This window comes from Streptomyces sp. NPDC005374 (genome assembly GCF_042872225.1).
In the GTDB taxonomy this organism is placed as follows: Bacteria; Actinomycetota; Actinomycetes; order Streptomycetales; family Streptomycetaceae; genus Streptomyces.
This window is the reverse complement of record NZ_JBIAKA010000002.1, coordinates 137,992-152,682: the sequence shown is the minus strand read 5'-3', so window position 1 is coordinate 152,682 and position 14,691 is coordinate 137,992. Positions and strand designations below refer to the sequence as shown.

The following is a 14,691-nucleotide window of genomic DNA, read 5'->3' as shown; positions in this document are numbered from 1 at the left end:
CAGGCAGGCTTCACGAAGACGGATGGATCGCCCCCGCCGTCGCCGTCAGCGGGGTACCGCTGCCGCCCCAGCGCAGTGCGACGATCTCGGCGGCCACGGACACGGCGACCTCCTCCGGCGTACGGGCCCCGAGGTCGAGCCCGACCGGCGAGCGCAGCCGGTTCAGCTCGGCCGGGGAGAGCCCCGACTCGGCCAGCCGCTTCATCCGGTCGTCGTGGGTACGGCGACTGCCCATCGCCCCGATGTACGCGGCCGGCCGGCGCAGTGCCTCCTCGAGCAGGGGCACGTCGAACTTGGGGTCGTGGGTCAGTACGCAGATGACGGTGCGTTCGTCGGTGCCGGTGGCGCCGAGGTACCGGTGCGGCCAGTCCACGACGACCTCCACGCCCTCCGGGAAGCGCTTCGGCGTGGCGAAGACCGGGCGGGCGTCGCAGACGGTGACCCGGTAGCCGAGGAAGGCTCCGATCCGGGCGACCGCGGCCGCGTAGTCGATCGCGCCGAACACCAGCATGCGGGGCGGCGGGGCGAAGGAGTGCAGAAAGACGGTGACCGCGTCCTCGCGCCGCTCGCCGCGCGGGCCGTAGTGCCGCAACCCCGTGGCGCCCAGGGCGAGTTCGCCGCGTGCGTCGGCGGTGACCGCCACGTCGAGACCGGTCGTGCCGAGGGTGCCCGCGACCCGGTCCGGCCACACGGCGAGCGTGGCACCTCGCTGCGCGGGACCGTCGGTCACACTCGCCACGGTCACCGGACGGCCCGCCGCGACCGACTCCGCGACCTCGCCGAACGCGGGATCGAGTCCGGCCGTCACAGGCCGTACGAGAAGGGTGATCTCCCCGCCGCAGGTGAGCCCCACCGCGAACGCGTCCTCGTCGCTGTACCCGAAGGTCTCGAGCCGGGCCTCACCGCTCGCCACCACCTCCTGGGCGAGCTCGAACACGGCCCCCTCGACGCAGCCGCCGGACACACTGCCGACGACCTCGTCGTCCGGGCCCACGGCCATGGCCGCGCCCGGATCACGCGGCGCGCTGCGGCTCGTCGAGACGACCGTGGCCAGGCCGAACGGCACTCCGGCCGTGTACCAGCCGTTCAGCACCGGGAGGATGTCACGCATCGTCGGCTCCTTTCACCACCGCCGCCAGACGCTCCAGCGCGGCCAGGCTGTGCCCCTCGACGAACGCGTCCACGCTCGGCAGCGCAGCCGCCATCCCGGCGGCCAGGGGTGCGTAACCGGGGCGCGCCTTGCGTGGATTGGCCCAGATCACCCGGTGCGCCAGCCGGTGCAAGCGTCGCATCTGGGCCGCGAGCAGCTCCGGATCGCCACGCTCCCAGCCGTCCGACAGCAGCACGACCACCGCGCCCCGCGCCATGCCCCGCTGCCCCCACCGGTCGAGGAACTCCCGCAGCAGCTCACCGAGCCGGGTCCCGCCACGCCAGTCCGGTACGGCTGTGGCGAGCGCGGCCATCGCCCGGTCGGGGTCGCGGTGGGTGAGCTCACGGGTGACTCGGGTGAGGCGGGTGGCGATCGTGAACACGTCCGTGCGGCCGGCACGGGCGGCCGAGTGGGCGAAGCGCAGCAACGCGTCGGCATACGGTGCCATCGAACCGCTGACATCGACGAGCAGCACGACCCGGCGGGGCCGCTCGGACCGCTCGTGGTACCGGAGTCGGGCCGGCTCCCCACCGCGCCGCAACAGCTCCCGCACGGTCCGATGCGGATCGACGGCCCCGCGTCCCGCCGGACGCCGACGGGCCGTACGGCGGGTCTGTCCTTGCAGCGAGAACGCGGCCAGCAGTCGACGCAGGGCGGCACGTTCGGCGGCGTCCAGTTCGGCGATGTCGCGGTGGCGGAGCACCTCGGCGGAACTCGCGAGCGCGGCGGCCCGCGGAGCCTCGGGGGTGTCGTCCGTACGGCGACGAACACCTGCCTCCGCGTCCCGTACGGTGAGCCGCAACCCGGGGGAGGCCACCCGCCGCTCGGCCGAAGCGCCCCGGAAGCAGCCCGCGAACACCTGGTCGTAGCGCTCCAGGTCCTCGTGGCTTCCGCACAGGGTCAGCCGCCCCGCCCAGTACACCTGCGCCGGTCCCAGCTCGGCCACCGCCCGCAGAAAGGCGTGCACCCGCTCGGCACTCGCGTCGACACCGGCCACGCGAAGGGCGCGGGCGAAGGCGAGAAAGGCGGCGTCGGCCCTCCCGGCCACGGTGATCACACGTCCCGCAGAGCCGTCAGCAGCGACCCACGCGCCCGTTCCGCGTCCTCCCGGTACTTCAGCACCGACCCCAGCGTCGCCACCGCCAGCTCTGCGTCGACCTCGCTCGCGCCCAGCGCGTCCAGCGCCTCGGCCCAGTCGATCGTCTCGGCCACACCTGGCGGCTTGAGCAGGTCCTCGGAGCGCAGCTTCTGCACCAGCGCGGTCACCTGCTCGGCCAGCCGCGCCGACACACCGGGCAACCGCCGCCGCACGATGGCGAGTTCACGGGCGAAGCCGGGATGGTCGAACCAGTGGTAGAGGCAGCGCCGTTTGAGCGCGTCGTGCACCTCACGGGTCCGGTTGGAGGTCAGTACGACCACCGGCGGAACCTCGGCCCGCAACGTCCCCAGCTCCGGAACGGTCACGGAGAACTCCGACAGCAGCTCCAGCAGGAACGCCTCGAACTCGTCGTCGGCCCGGTCGATCTCGTCGATCAGCAGCACTGAAGGACTGGTCTCCAGGGCCCGCAGCAGCGGCCGCGCGACCAGGAAGCGACGGTCGTACAGTTCGCTCTCCAGCCGGTCCGCGTCGACGGCCCCGGCCGCCTCGGCGGCTCGCAGATGCAGCAGTTGACGGGGGAAGTCCCAGTCGTACAGGGCCTGCGAGGCGTCGATGCCCTCGTGGCACTGGAGCCGGATCAGCGGGGCGTCGAGCGCCTCGGCGAGGGCGGCGGCGAGCGCGGTCTTGCCGACGCCCGCGTCGCCCTCGCAGAACAGCGGCCGGTGCAGCCTGAGGGCCAGGAAGCAGGCGACGGCCAGCCCTTCGTCGACGAGGTACCCCGTCTCCTCCAGGCGGGCCCGCACCTCCTCCGGGCCGTCCACGCCCCCGTTCACCCCATGCCGGCGGCGGCCAGCACCGCCCGCCTGGTCAGGACCCTGGCGAGATGCGCCCGGTACTCGGGCGACCCCGACAGGTCCCGGGACGGCCGGGTCCCGATCGCCGCCGACTCGGCGGCCCGCGTCACCGCCGTGGAGTCGGCGGCGCCGGCCAGCGCCTCCTCGGTCGCCGAGGCGCGCAGGGGAGTGGAGCCCATGTTGGTGAGCCCCACGCGCGCCTCGGCGATGTGCCCGTCGTCCCGCCGTACCAGCGCGGCCACGCCGACGATCGCCCAGGACTGGGCGACCCGGTGGAACTTCTCGTAGTGGAAGCCCCAGCCGTCGGCCTTCGGTATCCGTATCTCCACGAGGAGTTCGTCGGGCTCCAGCGCGGTCTGGAGGTAGTCGACGAAGAACTCCCGCGCGGGGATCGAGCGCCTGCCGCCCGGCCCCACGGCGACCATCTCCGCGTCCAGGGCGAGCGCCACGGCGGGCAGGTCTCCGGCCGGGTCGGCGTGCGCGAGCGAGCCTCCGACGGTGCCTCGATGCCGTACGGCGGGATCTCCGACCCGGGCCGTGGCGGCGGCGAGGAGCCCCGCGTGCCGGCGCACCAGCGGATCGCGGATCACGTCGTGGTGGGTGGTCAGCGCGCCGACGACGAGGGTGCCGCCCTCCTCGCGGACCCCGCTGAGCCCGGGCACCCGCCCGACGTCCACGACCAGTTCGGGAAAGGCCAGCCGAAGCCTCAGCAACGGCAGCAGGCTCTGTCCGCCGGCCAGCACCTTGGCGTCCTCGCCGCCCTCGGCGAGCGCGCGCACCGCCTCCGCGACACTGTCGGGACGGGTGTAGTCGAAGGTCGGGGGAATCATGCCGAGGCCTCCTCGAGGGCCTGCCAGACCCGCTCGGGCGTACAGGGCATCCGCAGGTCACGCACGCCCAGCGGCCGCAGCGCGTCCACGACGGCGCCCACGACGGCCGGTGTGGAGGCGATGGTGCCCGCCTCGCCGACTCCCTTGACGCCCAGGGGGTTCGAGGTCGCGGGCGTCTCGGTGCGGTCCGTGACGAACTCGGGCAGGTCGGGCGCCGACGGGACGAGGTAGTCGGCCATCGTGCCGGAGACCAGGTTGCCCTCGTCGTCGTAGACGGCCTCCTCGTACAGGGCCTGGGCGATGCCCTGCGCGAGCCCGCCGTGGACCTGGCCCTCGACGATCATCGGGTTGACGACCCGGCCCACGTCGTCGACGCCGACGTAGGACCTGATCCGGGTCTGTCCGGTCTCGGTGTCGACCTCCACCGCGCACAGGTGGGTGCCGTGCGGATAGGAGAAGTTGTCCGGGTCGGTCAGATGTCCGGCGTTGATGCTGGGTTCCACTCCGTCGGGCAGGTCGTGCGAGGTGAACGTCTCGAAGGCGATCTCCTGGATCGTCCTGCGCGCGTCGGGCGAACCCTTCACGGAGAAGACGCCGTCCGTGAACTCCAGGTCCCCCTCGCTCGCTTCGAGCAGATGGGCCGCGACCTTCCTGGCCTTGTCGACCACCTTCGTGGCCGCGTGGTGCACGGCCGTGCCGCCGACCACCAGCGACCGCGAGCCGTAGGTGTCCATGCCCTGCGGGGCGGCCCTGGTGTCCCCGTGCACGACCTGGACGTCGTCGAACGGCACTCCGAGCACGTCGGCGGCGATCTGGCTCCAACTGGTCGCGTGCCCCTGCCCGTGCGGACTGGTCCCGGTGACCACCTCGACCTTGCCGGTGGGCAGCATGCGCACACTCGCCGCCTCCCAGCCGCCCGCCGCGTACCTGAGGTCCCGCAGCACGCGGCTCGGTGCGAGCCCGCACATCTCGGTGTACGTCGACACACCGATGCCGAGGCGCACGGTGTCTCCCCGCTGGTTGCGGTCGGCCTGTTCGGCGCGCAGCTTGTCGTAGTCGAACAGTGCGAGCGCCCTGTCGGTCGCGGCCTCGTAGTTGCCGCTGTCGTAGGTCAGCCCGGCGACCGTCGTGTACGGGAACTCCTCGTGCCGGATCCAGTTGCGGCGCCTCAACTCCACCGGGTCCAGGGCGAGTTCGACGGCGAGGTCGTCCATGATCCGCTCGATGGCGTACGTCGCCTCCGGGCGTCCGGCGCCGCGGTAGGCGTCCGTCGGCGTCCTGGTCGTGAAGACGCCGGTGACGTTGAGCTCGTAGGAGTCCATCTTGTAGATGCCCGGGTACATGAACGCGCCCAGGATCGGGATGCCCGGTGTGACCAGCATCAGATAGGCGCCCATGTCCACGAGCAGGTCGGCCTTCAGGCCCAGCAGCCGGCCGTCACGGTTCGCGGCGATCTCGACGTCCTGGATCATGCCCCGGCCGTGGTGGGTCGCCAGGTAGCCCTCGGAGCGGGACTCGGTCCACTTCACGGGCCGCCCGAGGCGGCGCGCGACCGCGAGGGTGATCGCCTCCTCGCCGTACACCTGGAGTTTGGAGCCGAAGCCGCCGCCCACATCGGGGGCGACCACCCGCAGCTTGTGCTCGGGGATGCCGGTGACCACGGCGAGCATGACCCGCAGGATGTGCGGGATCTGGGTGGAGGAGTGGACCGTGTACTCGTCCGAGGCGGCGATCGGGGTGACGACCACAGCGCGCGGCTCCATGGCGTTGGCGATCAGCCGCTGCTGGTGGTAGCGGCGCTTGAGGGTCACCTCGGCGCGCCGCCGTACCGCATCGAAGTCCTCGCCGCCTCGCAGCGGCCAGTCGTAGCAGCGGTTGGTGCCCTTGTCGGTGTGGACGAGGGGGGCGCCCTCGGCCAGTGCCTTCTCGAGGTCCAGGACCGGCGGCAAGGGGGTGTACTCGACCTCGACGGCCTCCAGGGCATCGGCGGCCGCGTACCGGTCGCGGGCCACGACGACGGCCACCGGGTCACCCGCGTAGCGCACCTCGTCGACGGCGATCGGCGGATGGTCGGGCAGCACGATGTCCTCGGTCACGGGCCAGGCGCAGGGCAGCGAACCCATGCCCTGCGCCAGATCCGCGCCGCTGAACGCGGCGACCACGCCCGGGCGTTCGAGCGCGGGGGAGACGTCGACCCGGTCGATGCGGGCGTGTGCCATGGGGCTGCGCAGAACGGCCAGGTGCAGCAGACCGTTGGCGTCGATGTTGTCGGTCCAGAGAGTCTGTCCGGTGAGCAGCCGGGCGTCCTCCTTGCGGAGCCGGGCCGTGCCGACCTCGGTCATGTCGTCACCCCCTGCTCGACGGGTTCGGCGGCGGCGATCACGGCTCGCACGATGTTCTGGTAACCCGTGCAGCGGCAGAGGTTGCCCTCCAGGCCGTGGCGCACCTCGTCCGGGGTCGGGTGCGGGTTCTCGCGCAGCAGATCACGGGCCGCCATGAGCATGCCCGGGGTGCAGTAGCCGCACTGGAGCGCGTGCCGCTCGTGGAAGGCGCGCTGGAGGCCGGTCAGTTCCCCGTCCCGGGCCAGCCCCTGAACGGTGGTCACTTCGCCGCCGTCCGCCTGGACGGCGAGCACCGAGCAGCTCTTGACGCTCATACCGTCCAGGTCGACCGTGCACGCCCCGCAGTTGGAGGTGTCGCAGCCGATCGGGGTGCCGGTCAGGCCCAGCCGGTCACGCAGGTAGTGGATCAGCAGAAGACGGGGTTCCACCTCGTCCTGGTACACCGTGCCGTCCACCTTCACCGAGATACGGGTCATGTGCCCTCCCAGGACCACGGACGTGATGTGCGTCACTCTAGGACCGCTCCGGGGAGGGGGCGAGGGTCGGGACGCGACTGGTTGAGCGTTAATCCGTTGCCGCGGAGTGCTCGCGCCTGTTGGACTTCGGATGTCCCCCCGTCTGCCCAGCCGTCGTAGGAACCAGGAGTCGCAATGCGCACTGCGCCCATGTCCGCCCAGGAAGGAATGACCCCCATTCTTAAGGACATGACGCTTCGTGCACTTGCTCAACCTCGGGATCCTCGCCCACGTCGACGCAGGTAAGACCAGCCTGACCGAGCGGCTGCTGCACTCGGCCGGAGTCATCGACGAGATCGGCAGCGTCGACGCCGGCAGCACACAGACCGACACCCTCGCGCTGGAGCGCCGGCGCGGCATCACCATCAAGTCCGCCGTCGTCTCCTTCACGGTCGACGACGTGACCGTCAACCTCATCGACACCCCCGGCCACCCCGACTTCATCGCCGAGGTGGAGCGGGTCCTCGGGGTGCTCGACGGCGCCGTCCTGGTCGTCTCGGCCGTCGAGGGCGTCCAGGCGCAGACCAGGGTCCTGATGCGGACCCTGCGGCGGCTGCGCATCCCGACCCTTGTCTTCGTCAACAAGATCGACCGCAGGGGAGCCCGGTACGACGGAACCCTGCGGGCCATCGCCCAGCGGCTCACTCCGGCGATCGTGCCGATGGGGACGGTGGACGGACCCGGCACCCGGGAGGCTCGTTTCCTCCCCGGGCCCGGTCCCTACGACGTCCTCGCCGACGCCGACGACGACCTGCTGGCGGCTTTTGTCGAGGGGCGGGTCGGTGGGGATCTGCTGCGCGGTGCACTGGTCGCACAGACCAGGCAGGCCCTGGCGCATCCGGTGTACTTCGGCTCCGCCGCCACGGGCGCGGGAGTTCCCGAACTGGTCGCGGGCATCCGGGAGTTGCTTCCCGCCGCCGACGGTGACCCCGAAGGGCCCGTGTCCGCGACGGTGTTCAAGGTCGACCGGGGGCCCGCGGGGGAGAAGGTCGCGTACGCCCGCCTGTTCTCCGGCACGTTGAGCACCCGCGACCGGGTGCCGTTCGGCGAGGGGCGCGCGGAACGGGGACGCGGGAAACAGGGCCCTGGGGAACAGGGCCGCGCGGAGGGTCGTGTCACCGCCATCAGCGTCTTCGACGGTGGCGGCGAGACCCGGCGGGACGCGGTCCCGGCGGGCCGGATCGCCAAACTCTGGGGCCTGGCCGGCGTCCGCATCGGCGACGACCTCGGCGAACCCCGCAAGGCCCACGACCACTTCTTCGCCCCGCCCTCCCTCGAGACGGTCGTCGTCCCGGGCCCCGGCACCGACAGTCGCTCCCTCCACCTCGCCCTGACCCGACTCGCCGAGCAGGACCCCCTGATCGCCCTCAGGCACGACGAGGGTCGCCAGGAGACCTCCGTCTCCCTCTACGGCGAGGTCCAGAAGGAGGTCATCCAGGCCACGCTCGCCGAGGAGTTCGGCCTCGACGTCACCTTCCGCGAGACCACGCCGCTGTGCATCGAGCGGCCGGCCGGGACGGGCGCAGCCGTCGAGTTCAACAAGAAGGACGGCAACCCCTTCCTCGCCACCGTCGGCCTGCGGGTCGACCCGGCGCCGGCGGGCTCGGGCGTGTCCTTCCGGCTGGAAGTGGAGCTCGGCGCCATGCCGTACGCCTTCTTCAAGGCGGTCGAGGACGCCGTGCACGAGACCCTCGACCAGGGCCTGTACGGCTGGCAGGTCACCGACTGCACAGTCACCATGACCCACTGCGGCTACTCACCCCGGCAGAGCCATGCCCACCAGGGCTTCAACAAGAGCATGTCCAGCACGGGCGCCGACTTCCGTGGCGTGACCCCGGTGGTCCTCGTCGATGCGCTGCGGCGGGCGGGCACCCTGGTCCACGAGCCGATGCACCGCTTCCGCGTCGAGGCCCCGGCCGACACCCTCGGGACCCTGCTGCCGGCGCTCGCCGCGCTGAGGGCCGTACCGGAGACCACCGAGACGCGCGGGGAGACCGCCTGCGTGGAGGGCGCGGTACCGGCGGCCCGACTGCACGAACTGGAGCAGCGGCTGCCCGGACTCACCCGGGGGGAGGGCGAGTTGGAGAGCGCCTTCGACCACTACGCGCGGATCATCCACGGCATTGTTCCGATTCGTCCGGCGACTACCCGGAAAAGATGAAACTTACTCATCAGTCATAAGTGTTGACGGTGTGGTGCATGAGTCGGACTGTAAGGGACATGCCGAATATGCGCGCGCGTCTGCTCGTTGTTCTGGTTGTCCTCTGTGGATTCCTGACGGTGGCGGGAAACCCGTCCGCCTCCGCCGCCGGCATCGCCGACTCCCTGCCCTTCGACGGCACCGCCCTCACCGTGGCGAACGGCCGTTTCGTCGACGCAGGCGGCCGCGAGGTCGTCCTGCGCGGCTACAACGTCTCCGGCGAGACCAAGCTCGCCGAGAACCATGGTCTGCCCTTCGCCTCGGTCGCCGACGCCAAGAAGTCGGCGACCGCGCTGAGGGCCCTCGGCGGGGGCAACTCCGTCCGCTTCCTGCTGTCCTGGGCCTACGCGGAACCGGTGAAGGGGCAGGTCGACGCCACGTACCTGGCGAACGCCACCGAGCAGATGCGCGCGTTCCTCGACGCGGGCATCCGCGTCTACCCCGACTTCCACCAGGACCTGTACTCCCGCTGGCTGTTCAACTCGGGCAGCTGGTACACCGGCGACGGCGCCCCCGCGTGGGCGGTGGCGCTGGGCAACTACCCCGCCGAATCCTGCGGAATCTGCTTCGTGTGGGGCCAGAACATCACCTCCAACGGTGCGGTGAAGGCGGGCCAGTACGACTTCTGGCACAACAACTACGGCCTCCAGGACTACTTCCTGGCCACCGCCCAGAAGGCCATGACGTACATCAAGGCGAACCTGACCACCGGTGAGTTCGCCGGCGTCGTCGGGTTCGACCCCTACAACGAGCCCTACGCCGGCAGCTACGACTCCGGCCAGAACAGCCGCACCTGGGAACGCGACGTGCTGTGGCCCTTCTACGTGAAGTTCCGGGCCCGGATGGACGCGGCAGGCTGGACGGACAAGCCCGCCATGGTCGAGCCGAACCTCTTCTGGAACGGCAACGTCAGCAAGGAGGAGGGCGGCCTCCTCGACGCCGGCACGCTCGGCTCCCGATACGTCTTCAACACCCACTTCTACGACCAGAAGGCCATCTCCGGCATCCTGATGTGGGGCAACGCCTCCGACGGCCAGTACGTCACCGACTTCGGCACCGTCCGCGACCGCGCCACGGCGCTCGGGACGACGGCCGTGGTCAGCGAGTTCGGGCACCCGCTGAACGGCAACACCGCGGGCAAGGCGCCCACCGTCCTCAAGGCCATGTACCAGGCCCTGGACTCCCGGGTGAAGGGCGCCAACTGGTGGTCCACGCCCGCGAGTTCCGGACCGGTCCTGTCCGGCAGCCAGTGGCAGTGGGACATCTACAACGGCCGCCACAACGAGCTGATGAACGACAACCCCGACAAGGTCATCACCGCGGCCGACGGCTGGAACGACGAGGACCTCTCGGCGGTGAAGCTCGACGACTCGGGCACACCGGTGCTCCGCCAGGACGCCCGGCTCCTCGACCGGATCTACCCGAGCGCCACCTCCGGCAGCACGGTCGCCTTCACCTACGAGGACCGCTCCAGGGACGGCTCCACGACCCTGACCTGGAACCCGGTGCCCAGCGGCCTGCCGAACGTGTCGTCGCTGGTCGGGTCCGGCCAGTACTCGGTCCTGGTGTGGCGCTCCTCGAGCGGCTCGGCGCCCACCGAACTCCACCTGCCCGCCTCCTTCCCGAACTCCACGACCACCGTCGTCTCCGATCTCGGAACGGTCTACGGTCCCCCGGCGTACACCACGTCGACCCCGGTCGGCACGGCCCTCGAACCGGGCGGCACGGGCAGCCGCCGCCTCCTGCTCACCGACGCGGACTCCGGCGTCCTGCACTACGCGCTGGTCACCAACGGGGCCACCTCGCCCTCCGCCTCCCTGCTCGGCGCGGCCAAGTCCGAGCTCGCGAACTGGGTGTCCCAGAAGCTCGGTTGACCCACTCCCTTCGTCAGGGTCGAAGCCGGACCCTGACGAAGGCCGGCTGAATGAGCAACTCCGTGACGCAGGTCGTGTCCTGGGCCGGAGTGGTGGTGCGCACGCCGCACCACCACGACCGGACCGGCCTGCTCACGCCCGGCAGTCGCAGCCGGGCCGGGGACCTGCCTCACCCCGTGTTGTTCCCGCGGGTCACGGCCGTGGTCCAGCACGCACGAGCGGGCACCTCGGCGGTCGGGCTGCACGCCGGGGTGCCCGCGGTAACCGTGCCGGTGACGCCGGACCAGCCGTACTGGGCGGGGCGGCCGGCCGCGATCGCTAGGAGGCAGGGCTCGTCCAGTCCGCGGCCACGTGTCCCAACCGCACCCGCTGGGGGTGGTCGCCCACCGCCACGGACGCCGTCTTCTGCCCGGTCGCGAAGTCGATCGCGGTGACCTGGTCGGCGCCGCTCTCGGAGATGACACAGCTCTTGCCGTCACCGCTGACGGTGGCCCAGTAGGGCTTCGAGGCGGGGACGAGCGGGCCCTCCTGGAGGGTCGTGCGGTTGACCACCGTCGCGTAGTCGTCCATGGTGCCCGCGACGCAGAGCTTGCTGCCGTCCGGGCTCATCGAAATGCCGTGGTGGCGCGAGTCGTTGACCATGGTGGTGCGGTCGTCGCTGGTCGCCGGGTTCTTCGGCAGGGTCTTCGTGCGGGTGATCTTGTCGGTGGCGACGTCGTACTCGAAGAAGCCGTTGAAGAACGACACCTGGAAGTACAGCTTGGAGTCGTCGGGCGAGAACACCGCGGGGCGCACCGCGTCCGAGTAGTCGGTGAGGCCGATCGCGTTCAGCTTGTCCCGCATGTCGATGATCTTGACCTGCTTGTAGGTCGTGGCGTCGACCACCGTGATGTGCCGGTCGCCCTTCGTGAAGTCCTGCCACGGGGCGTCGGAGTCGGTGTTCACGTCACCGATCGCCATGTTCCAGATGTACTTGCCGTCCTTGGTGAAGATGTTCTCGTGCGGCTTGTCGCCGGTCGCGAACGAGCCGAGCTGCTGGCCGGTGTTGATGTTGAGCACGTGCACGGTGTTCGCGGTCGAGGCCGACACCGCGACCCGGGTGCCGTCGGGGGAGACGGCCATGTGGTCCGCGCGGTAACCCGACACCCGGAAGCGCCAGTTGATCTTCCCGGTGGCCAGGTCGATCGACACGACGTCCGCGAAGCTCGGCCGGGAGACGACGACCGACTTGCCGTCCGGCGTGGAGTACATGTCGTCGACGAACTGGTCGTGGCCCTCACCGACGCTGTTGCGGATCGCCATGAAGTAGATCCACTTGATCGGATCGGCGTTGATCTCCGCCATCCGGGCGTCCTTGTCGGGGATCACGTTGATCCGGCCGATCTTCGCCAGATCACCGGAGGACTTGATGACGTCGGCCGTGCCGTCCCAGTTGTTGCCCACGAACAGCACCTCGCGCAGGGAGGAGGCGTCCGCGGCACTCGCGGCGGCAGCGGGGGCGGTCAGGGTCAGGACGACGGCGGCGGCCATGGCACACAGGTGTCTGGGGCTGAGGGCGGACATGAGGGGGCTCCCTTGGGCGGCTCATGATGCGGGCATGCCAAATCGGCGAATCTGAAGATGCGTGCATTCAGAGTGAACTTACTGCAAAGTAAGGAAGGGGGGCCCTTCTCCACAAGACTGCGTACACGACAAACTTGGGCGACATACGGAAGGCCGGAGCGTCCGGCCCCGGGTAGGAGGTGCGGTGACGGGCAGGCTCAAGGCCCCGACCGGTCGCTACGGCGGCAAGACAGCCGTGGAGCGGCAGGCCGAGCGGCGCCGGCGCTTTCTGGACGCGGCACTCCGGCTCTTCGGGGACACTCCCGGCTACCGCGCCACGACGGTCGCGGCCCTCAGCGAGACCGCGGGCCTCTCCACCCGCCAGTTCTACGAGGAGTTCCACACCCTCGAGGACGTCCTGGCCGCGCTGCACCTCGAGGTCAACGACTGGGCGACGGCAGCCGTGCTGGAGGCCGTCGCCGACGGCGACCACCTTCCGCTCACCGAGCGTGCCGCCGCGATCTTCCGTGCGTACGCGGCGAACGTCACGGCCGACCCGTGCCGGGTGCGCATCACCTTCGTCGAGATCATCGGCGTCAGCCCACGGCTGGAGGAACAGCGCCTGGCCCGCCGGGCGCACTGGGTGGACCTGGTGTGCGCAGAGGCGCAGCGGGCGGTCGCCCGCGGGGAGGCGGCACCCCGCGACTTCCGGCTGGCCGCGACGGCGTTCATCGGCAGCGTCAACGGCCTGCTCCACGACTGGAGCGCCGGGTGGGTGGACGCGACCCTGGACGAGGTCGTCGAGGAGCTGGTCCGCCAGCTGATGGGGATCCTGCAACCGCCGGGCTGGACGGCACCGACCGCCCCAGGCTCCGCCTGAGCACGCGCCCCCGGCCGTCCGAGGCCTTCCCGGGTCGTGCGGTTTTCGGTCGTTGGAGGCCGGAGCGGGTCGTGTGGGTCCTGGTCGTCCGAGGTCTCACCGGGTCGTGTGGTTTCCGGTCGTGGGAAGCCGGGGTTGGTCACATGGTCCCCGGCCGTCACAGGCCCTACCCGGTCACGCGGTCCAGGGCTGCCATCACCGGTGCGACCCCGTCCTCCTCCCGAATGCGCGCCCCCAGTGCCTGCGCACGCTCCCGGTACCCGGCATCCCGGGTGACCCGTACCAGCGCCGCCCCCAGCGTGTCCGCCGTCAGGCGTCTCAGGGGCAGGGCGCGCGGAGCCACCCCCAGTGCCACCAGCCGCGCCGCCCAGAAGCTCTCGTCGAACTGGATCGGCACCGGTACGGCCGGAATCCCGGCGCGCAGCCCCGCCGCGGTGGTGCCCGCGCCCGCGTGATGGACCACCGCCGCCATCCGGGGGAAGAGCGCGCAGTGCGGTGCCTCGTCGATGGTCAGCATGTCGTCGCCGATGGCGCTGAGACCCGCCCACCCGCGCTGGATCACTCCGCGCAGGCCGGCCCGGCGCAGCGCCCGCACGATCTCCGCGCTGATCCGCCCGGGGTCGGGCACGGTCGCGCTGCCCAGGCCCACGAAGACCGGCGGCGGCCCCGCGTCGATGAACCGGCGCAGCTCGTCGGAGAGCCGCTCGTCCTCGTCGTACGGCCACCAGTAGCCCGCCACGTCGAGCCCGCACCGCCAGTCACGGGGCCGGGCGACCACCTGTGGGCTGAATCCGTGCAGCACCGGCCAGCCCTGTCGCTCCCGGGCCCGCAGCGCGGCGGCCGTGCCCAGGGGCGGCAACCCCAGCTGTGCGCGCACCGGAGGCAGGGCCGAGGCGAAGACCTGCTCCACGGCCAGGTTCAGACCCGCCCCGGCGATCCGGTTGCCGAGCGCACCCCAGGAGCCGGTGCCCAGCATGGGCGGCGCGAACTCCCTCGTGGGCGCGAGAGGTTGGAGGTTGAGGCCCAGGCTGGGCAACGCCAGTCCCTCGGCGACGGCGTGTCCCAGCGGGGCCACCGACCCGGACAGCAGCAGCACGTCGGCGGCGCGGGCGGCGGCCACCAGGTCGTCGGTCATCTCGACGGCCAGCGCCCGGGCCATCGCGACCACCCGCACCAGTTTGCCCACGCCGGTCGTGCTGCGGTGCAGGGCCCGCCCGCGCGAGGACTCCAGCTCCGCCCGCGGATCGACCGGCAGGGCGTGGAATCCGATCCCGGCCCGGGCCGCGAGCGGCTCGAAACGACCGTGGGTGACCAGGGTGACCTCGTGCCCGGCCCGCGCCATACCGTGTCCCAGCCCGGTGAACGGGGCCACGTCGCCCCGGGAGCCCGCTGTCATGATCGCTAC

At 71.4% G+C, this 14,691-nt stretch carries 11 protein-coding genes; 3 read left to right on the top strand and 8 right to left on the bottom strand.

Going from position 1 to position 14,691, the window contains the following annotated elements; all coding sequences use genetic code 11:
- Positions 1-10 precede the first annotated feature (10 nt).
- The 6 genes from ACFYRX_RS06160 to ACFYRX_RS06135 are packed head-to-tail and all read right to left on the bottom strand — an operon-like array spanning position 11 to position 6,751.
- Positions 11-1,111: an XdhC family protein gene (locus ACFYRX_RS06160; protein ID WP_389097117.1), complete on the bottom strand. Its 1,101-nt coding sequence runs from the start codon at positions 1,109-1,111 to the stop codon at positions 11-13.
- Positions 1,104-2,198 (bottom strand): VWA domain-containing protein, encoded by a 1,095-nt coding sequence (locus ACFYRX_RS06155; protein WP_389097116.1) that lies wholly within the window; start codon positions 2,196-2,198, stop codon positions 1,104-1,106. The genes ACFYRX_RS06160 and ACFYRX_RS06155 overlap by 8 nt, the downstream gene beginning before the upstream one ends.
- Before the next feature lie 5 nt (positions 2,199-2,203).
- On the bottom strand, positions 2,204-3,070 hold the full coding sequence (locus ACFYRX_RS06150) for an AAA family ATPase (RefSeq protein WP_389097115.1): 867 nt from the start codon (positions 3,068-3,070) through the stop codon (positions 2,204-2,206).
- 8 nt (positions 3,071-3,078) lie between these two features.
- The gene (locus ACFYRX_RS06145; protein WP_389097114.1) at positions 3,079-3,933 is read right to left on the bottom strand and encodes an FAD binding domain-containing protein; all 855 of its coding nucleotides are present in this window, start codon (positions 3,931-3,933) and stop codon (positions 3,079-3,081) included.
- Positions 3,930-6,275, bottom strand: a complete 2,346-nt coding sequence (locus ACFYRX_RS06140) for a xanthine dehydrogenase family protein molybdopterin-binding subunit (RefSeq protein WP_389097113.1) — start codon at positions 6,273-6,275, stop codon at positions 3,930-3,932. The genes ACFYRX_RS06145 and ACFYRX_RS06140 overlap by 4 nt, the downstream gene beginning before the upstream one ends.
- On the bottom strand, positions 6,272-6,751 hold the full coding sequence (locus ACFYRX_RS06135; RefSeq protein WP_389097112.1) for a (2Fe-2S)-binding protein: 480 nt from the start codon (positions 6,749-6,751) through the stop codon (positions 6,272-6,274). The genes ACFYRX_RS06140 and ACFYRX_RS06135 overlap by 4 nt, the downstream gene beginning before the upstream one ends.
- Before the next feature lie 238 nt (positions 6,752-6,989).
- Here ACFYRX_RS06135 and ACFYRX_RS06130 point away from each other — a divergent pair, with 238 nt between their 5' ends.
- Entirely contained in the window at positions 6,990-8,951 is a 1,962-nt protein-coding gene (locus tag ACFYRX_RS06130; protein WP_389097111.1) for a GTP-binding protein, read from the top strand.
- Between the two features lie 59 nt (positions 8,952-9,010).
- On the top strand, positions 9,011-10,864 hold the full coding sequence (locus tag ACFYRX_RS06125; protein ID WP_389097110.1) for a cellulase family glycosylhydrolase: 1,854 nt from the start codon (positions 9,011-9,013) through the stop codon (positions 10,862-10,864).
- Between the two features lie 318 nt (positions 10,865-11,182).
- On the opposite strand, the gene ACFYRX_RS06120 is transcribed toward ACFYRX_RS06125, so the two are convergent.
- Positions 11,183-12,427, bottom strand: a complete 1,245-nt coding sequence (locus ACFYRX_RS06120; RefSeq protein ID WP_389097109.1) for a YncE family protein — start codon at positions 12,425-12,427, stop codon at positions 11,183-11,185.
- 184 nt (positions 12,428-12,611) lie between these two features.
- Between ACFYRX_RS06120 and ACFYRX_RS06115 the strand changes: the two genes are divergently transcribed.
- Entirely contained in the window at positions 12,612-13,286 is a 675-nt protein-coding gene (locus tag ACFYRX_RS06115) for a TetR/AcrR family transcriptional regulator (RefSeq protein ID WP_389097108.1), read from the top strand.
- Between the two features lie 166 nt (positions 13,287-13,452).
- Here ACFYRX_RS06115 and ACFYRX_RS06110 read toward each other — a convergent pair whose 3' ends face one another.
- Positions 13,453-14,682, bottom strand: a complete 1,230-nt coding sequence (locus ACFYRX_RS06110; RefSeq protein WP_389097576.1) for a glycosyltransferase — start codon at positions 14,680-14,682, stop codon at positions 13,453-13,455.
- Between the last annotated feature and the right edge of the window lie 9 nt (positions 14,683-14,691).

Bases quoted from the DNA above. Each gene is read 5' to 3' on its own strand.
- ACFYRX_RS06160 (WP_389097117.1), bottom strand. From the start codon at position 1,111: ATGCGTGACATCCTCCCGGTGCTGAACGGCTGGTACACGGCCGGAGTG.
- ACFYRX_RS06145 (WP_389097114.1), bottom strand. From the start codon at position 3,933: ATGATTCCCCCGACCTTCGACTACACCCGTCCCGACAGTGTCGCGGAG.
- ACFYRX_RS06140 (WP_389097113.1), bottom strand. From the start codon at position 6,275: ATGACCGAGGTCGGCACGGCCCGGCTCCGCAAGGAGGACGCCCGGCTG.
- ACFYRX_RS06135 (WP_389097112.1), bottom strand. From the start codon at position 6,751: ATGACCCGTATCTCGGTGAAGGTGGACGGCACGGTGTACCAGGACGAG.
- ACFYRX_RS06125 (WP_389097110.1), top strand. From the start codon at position 9,011: ATGCCGAATATGCGCGCGCGTCTGCTCGTTGTTCTGGTTGTCCTCTGT.
- ACFYRX_RS06120 (WP_389097109.1), bottom strand. From the start codon at position 12,427: ATGTCCGCCCTCAGCCCCAGACACCTGTGTGCCATGGCCGCCGCCGTC.
- ACFYRX_RS06110 (WP_389097576.1), bottom strand. From the start codon at position 14,682: ATGACAGCGGGCTCCCGGGGCGACGTGGCCCCGTTCACCGGGCTGGGA.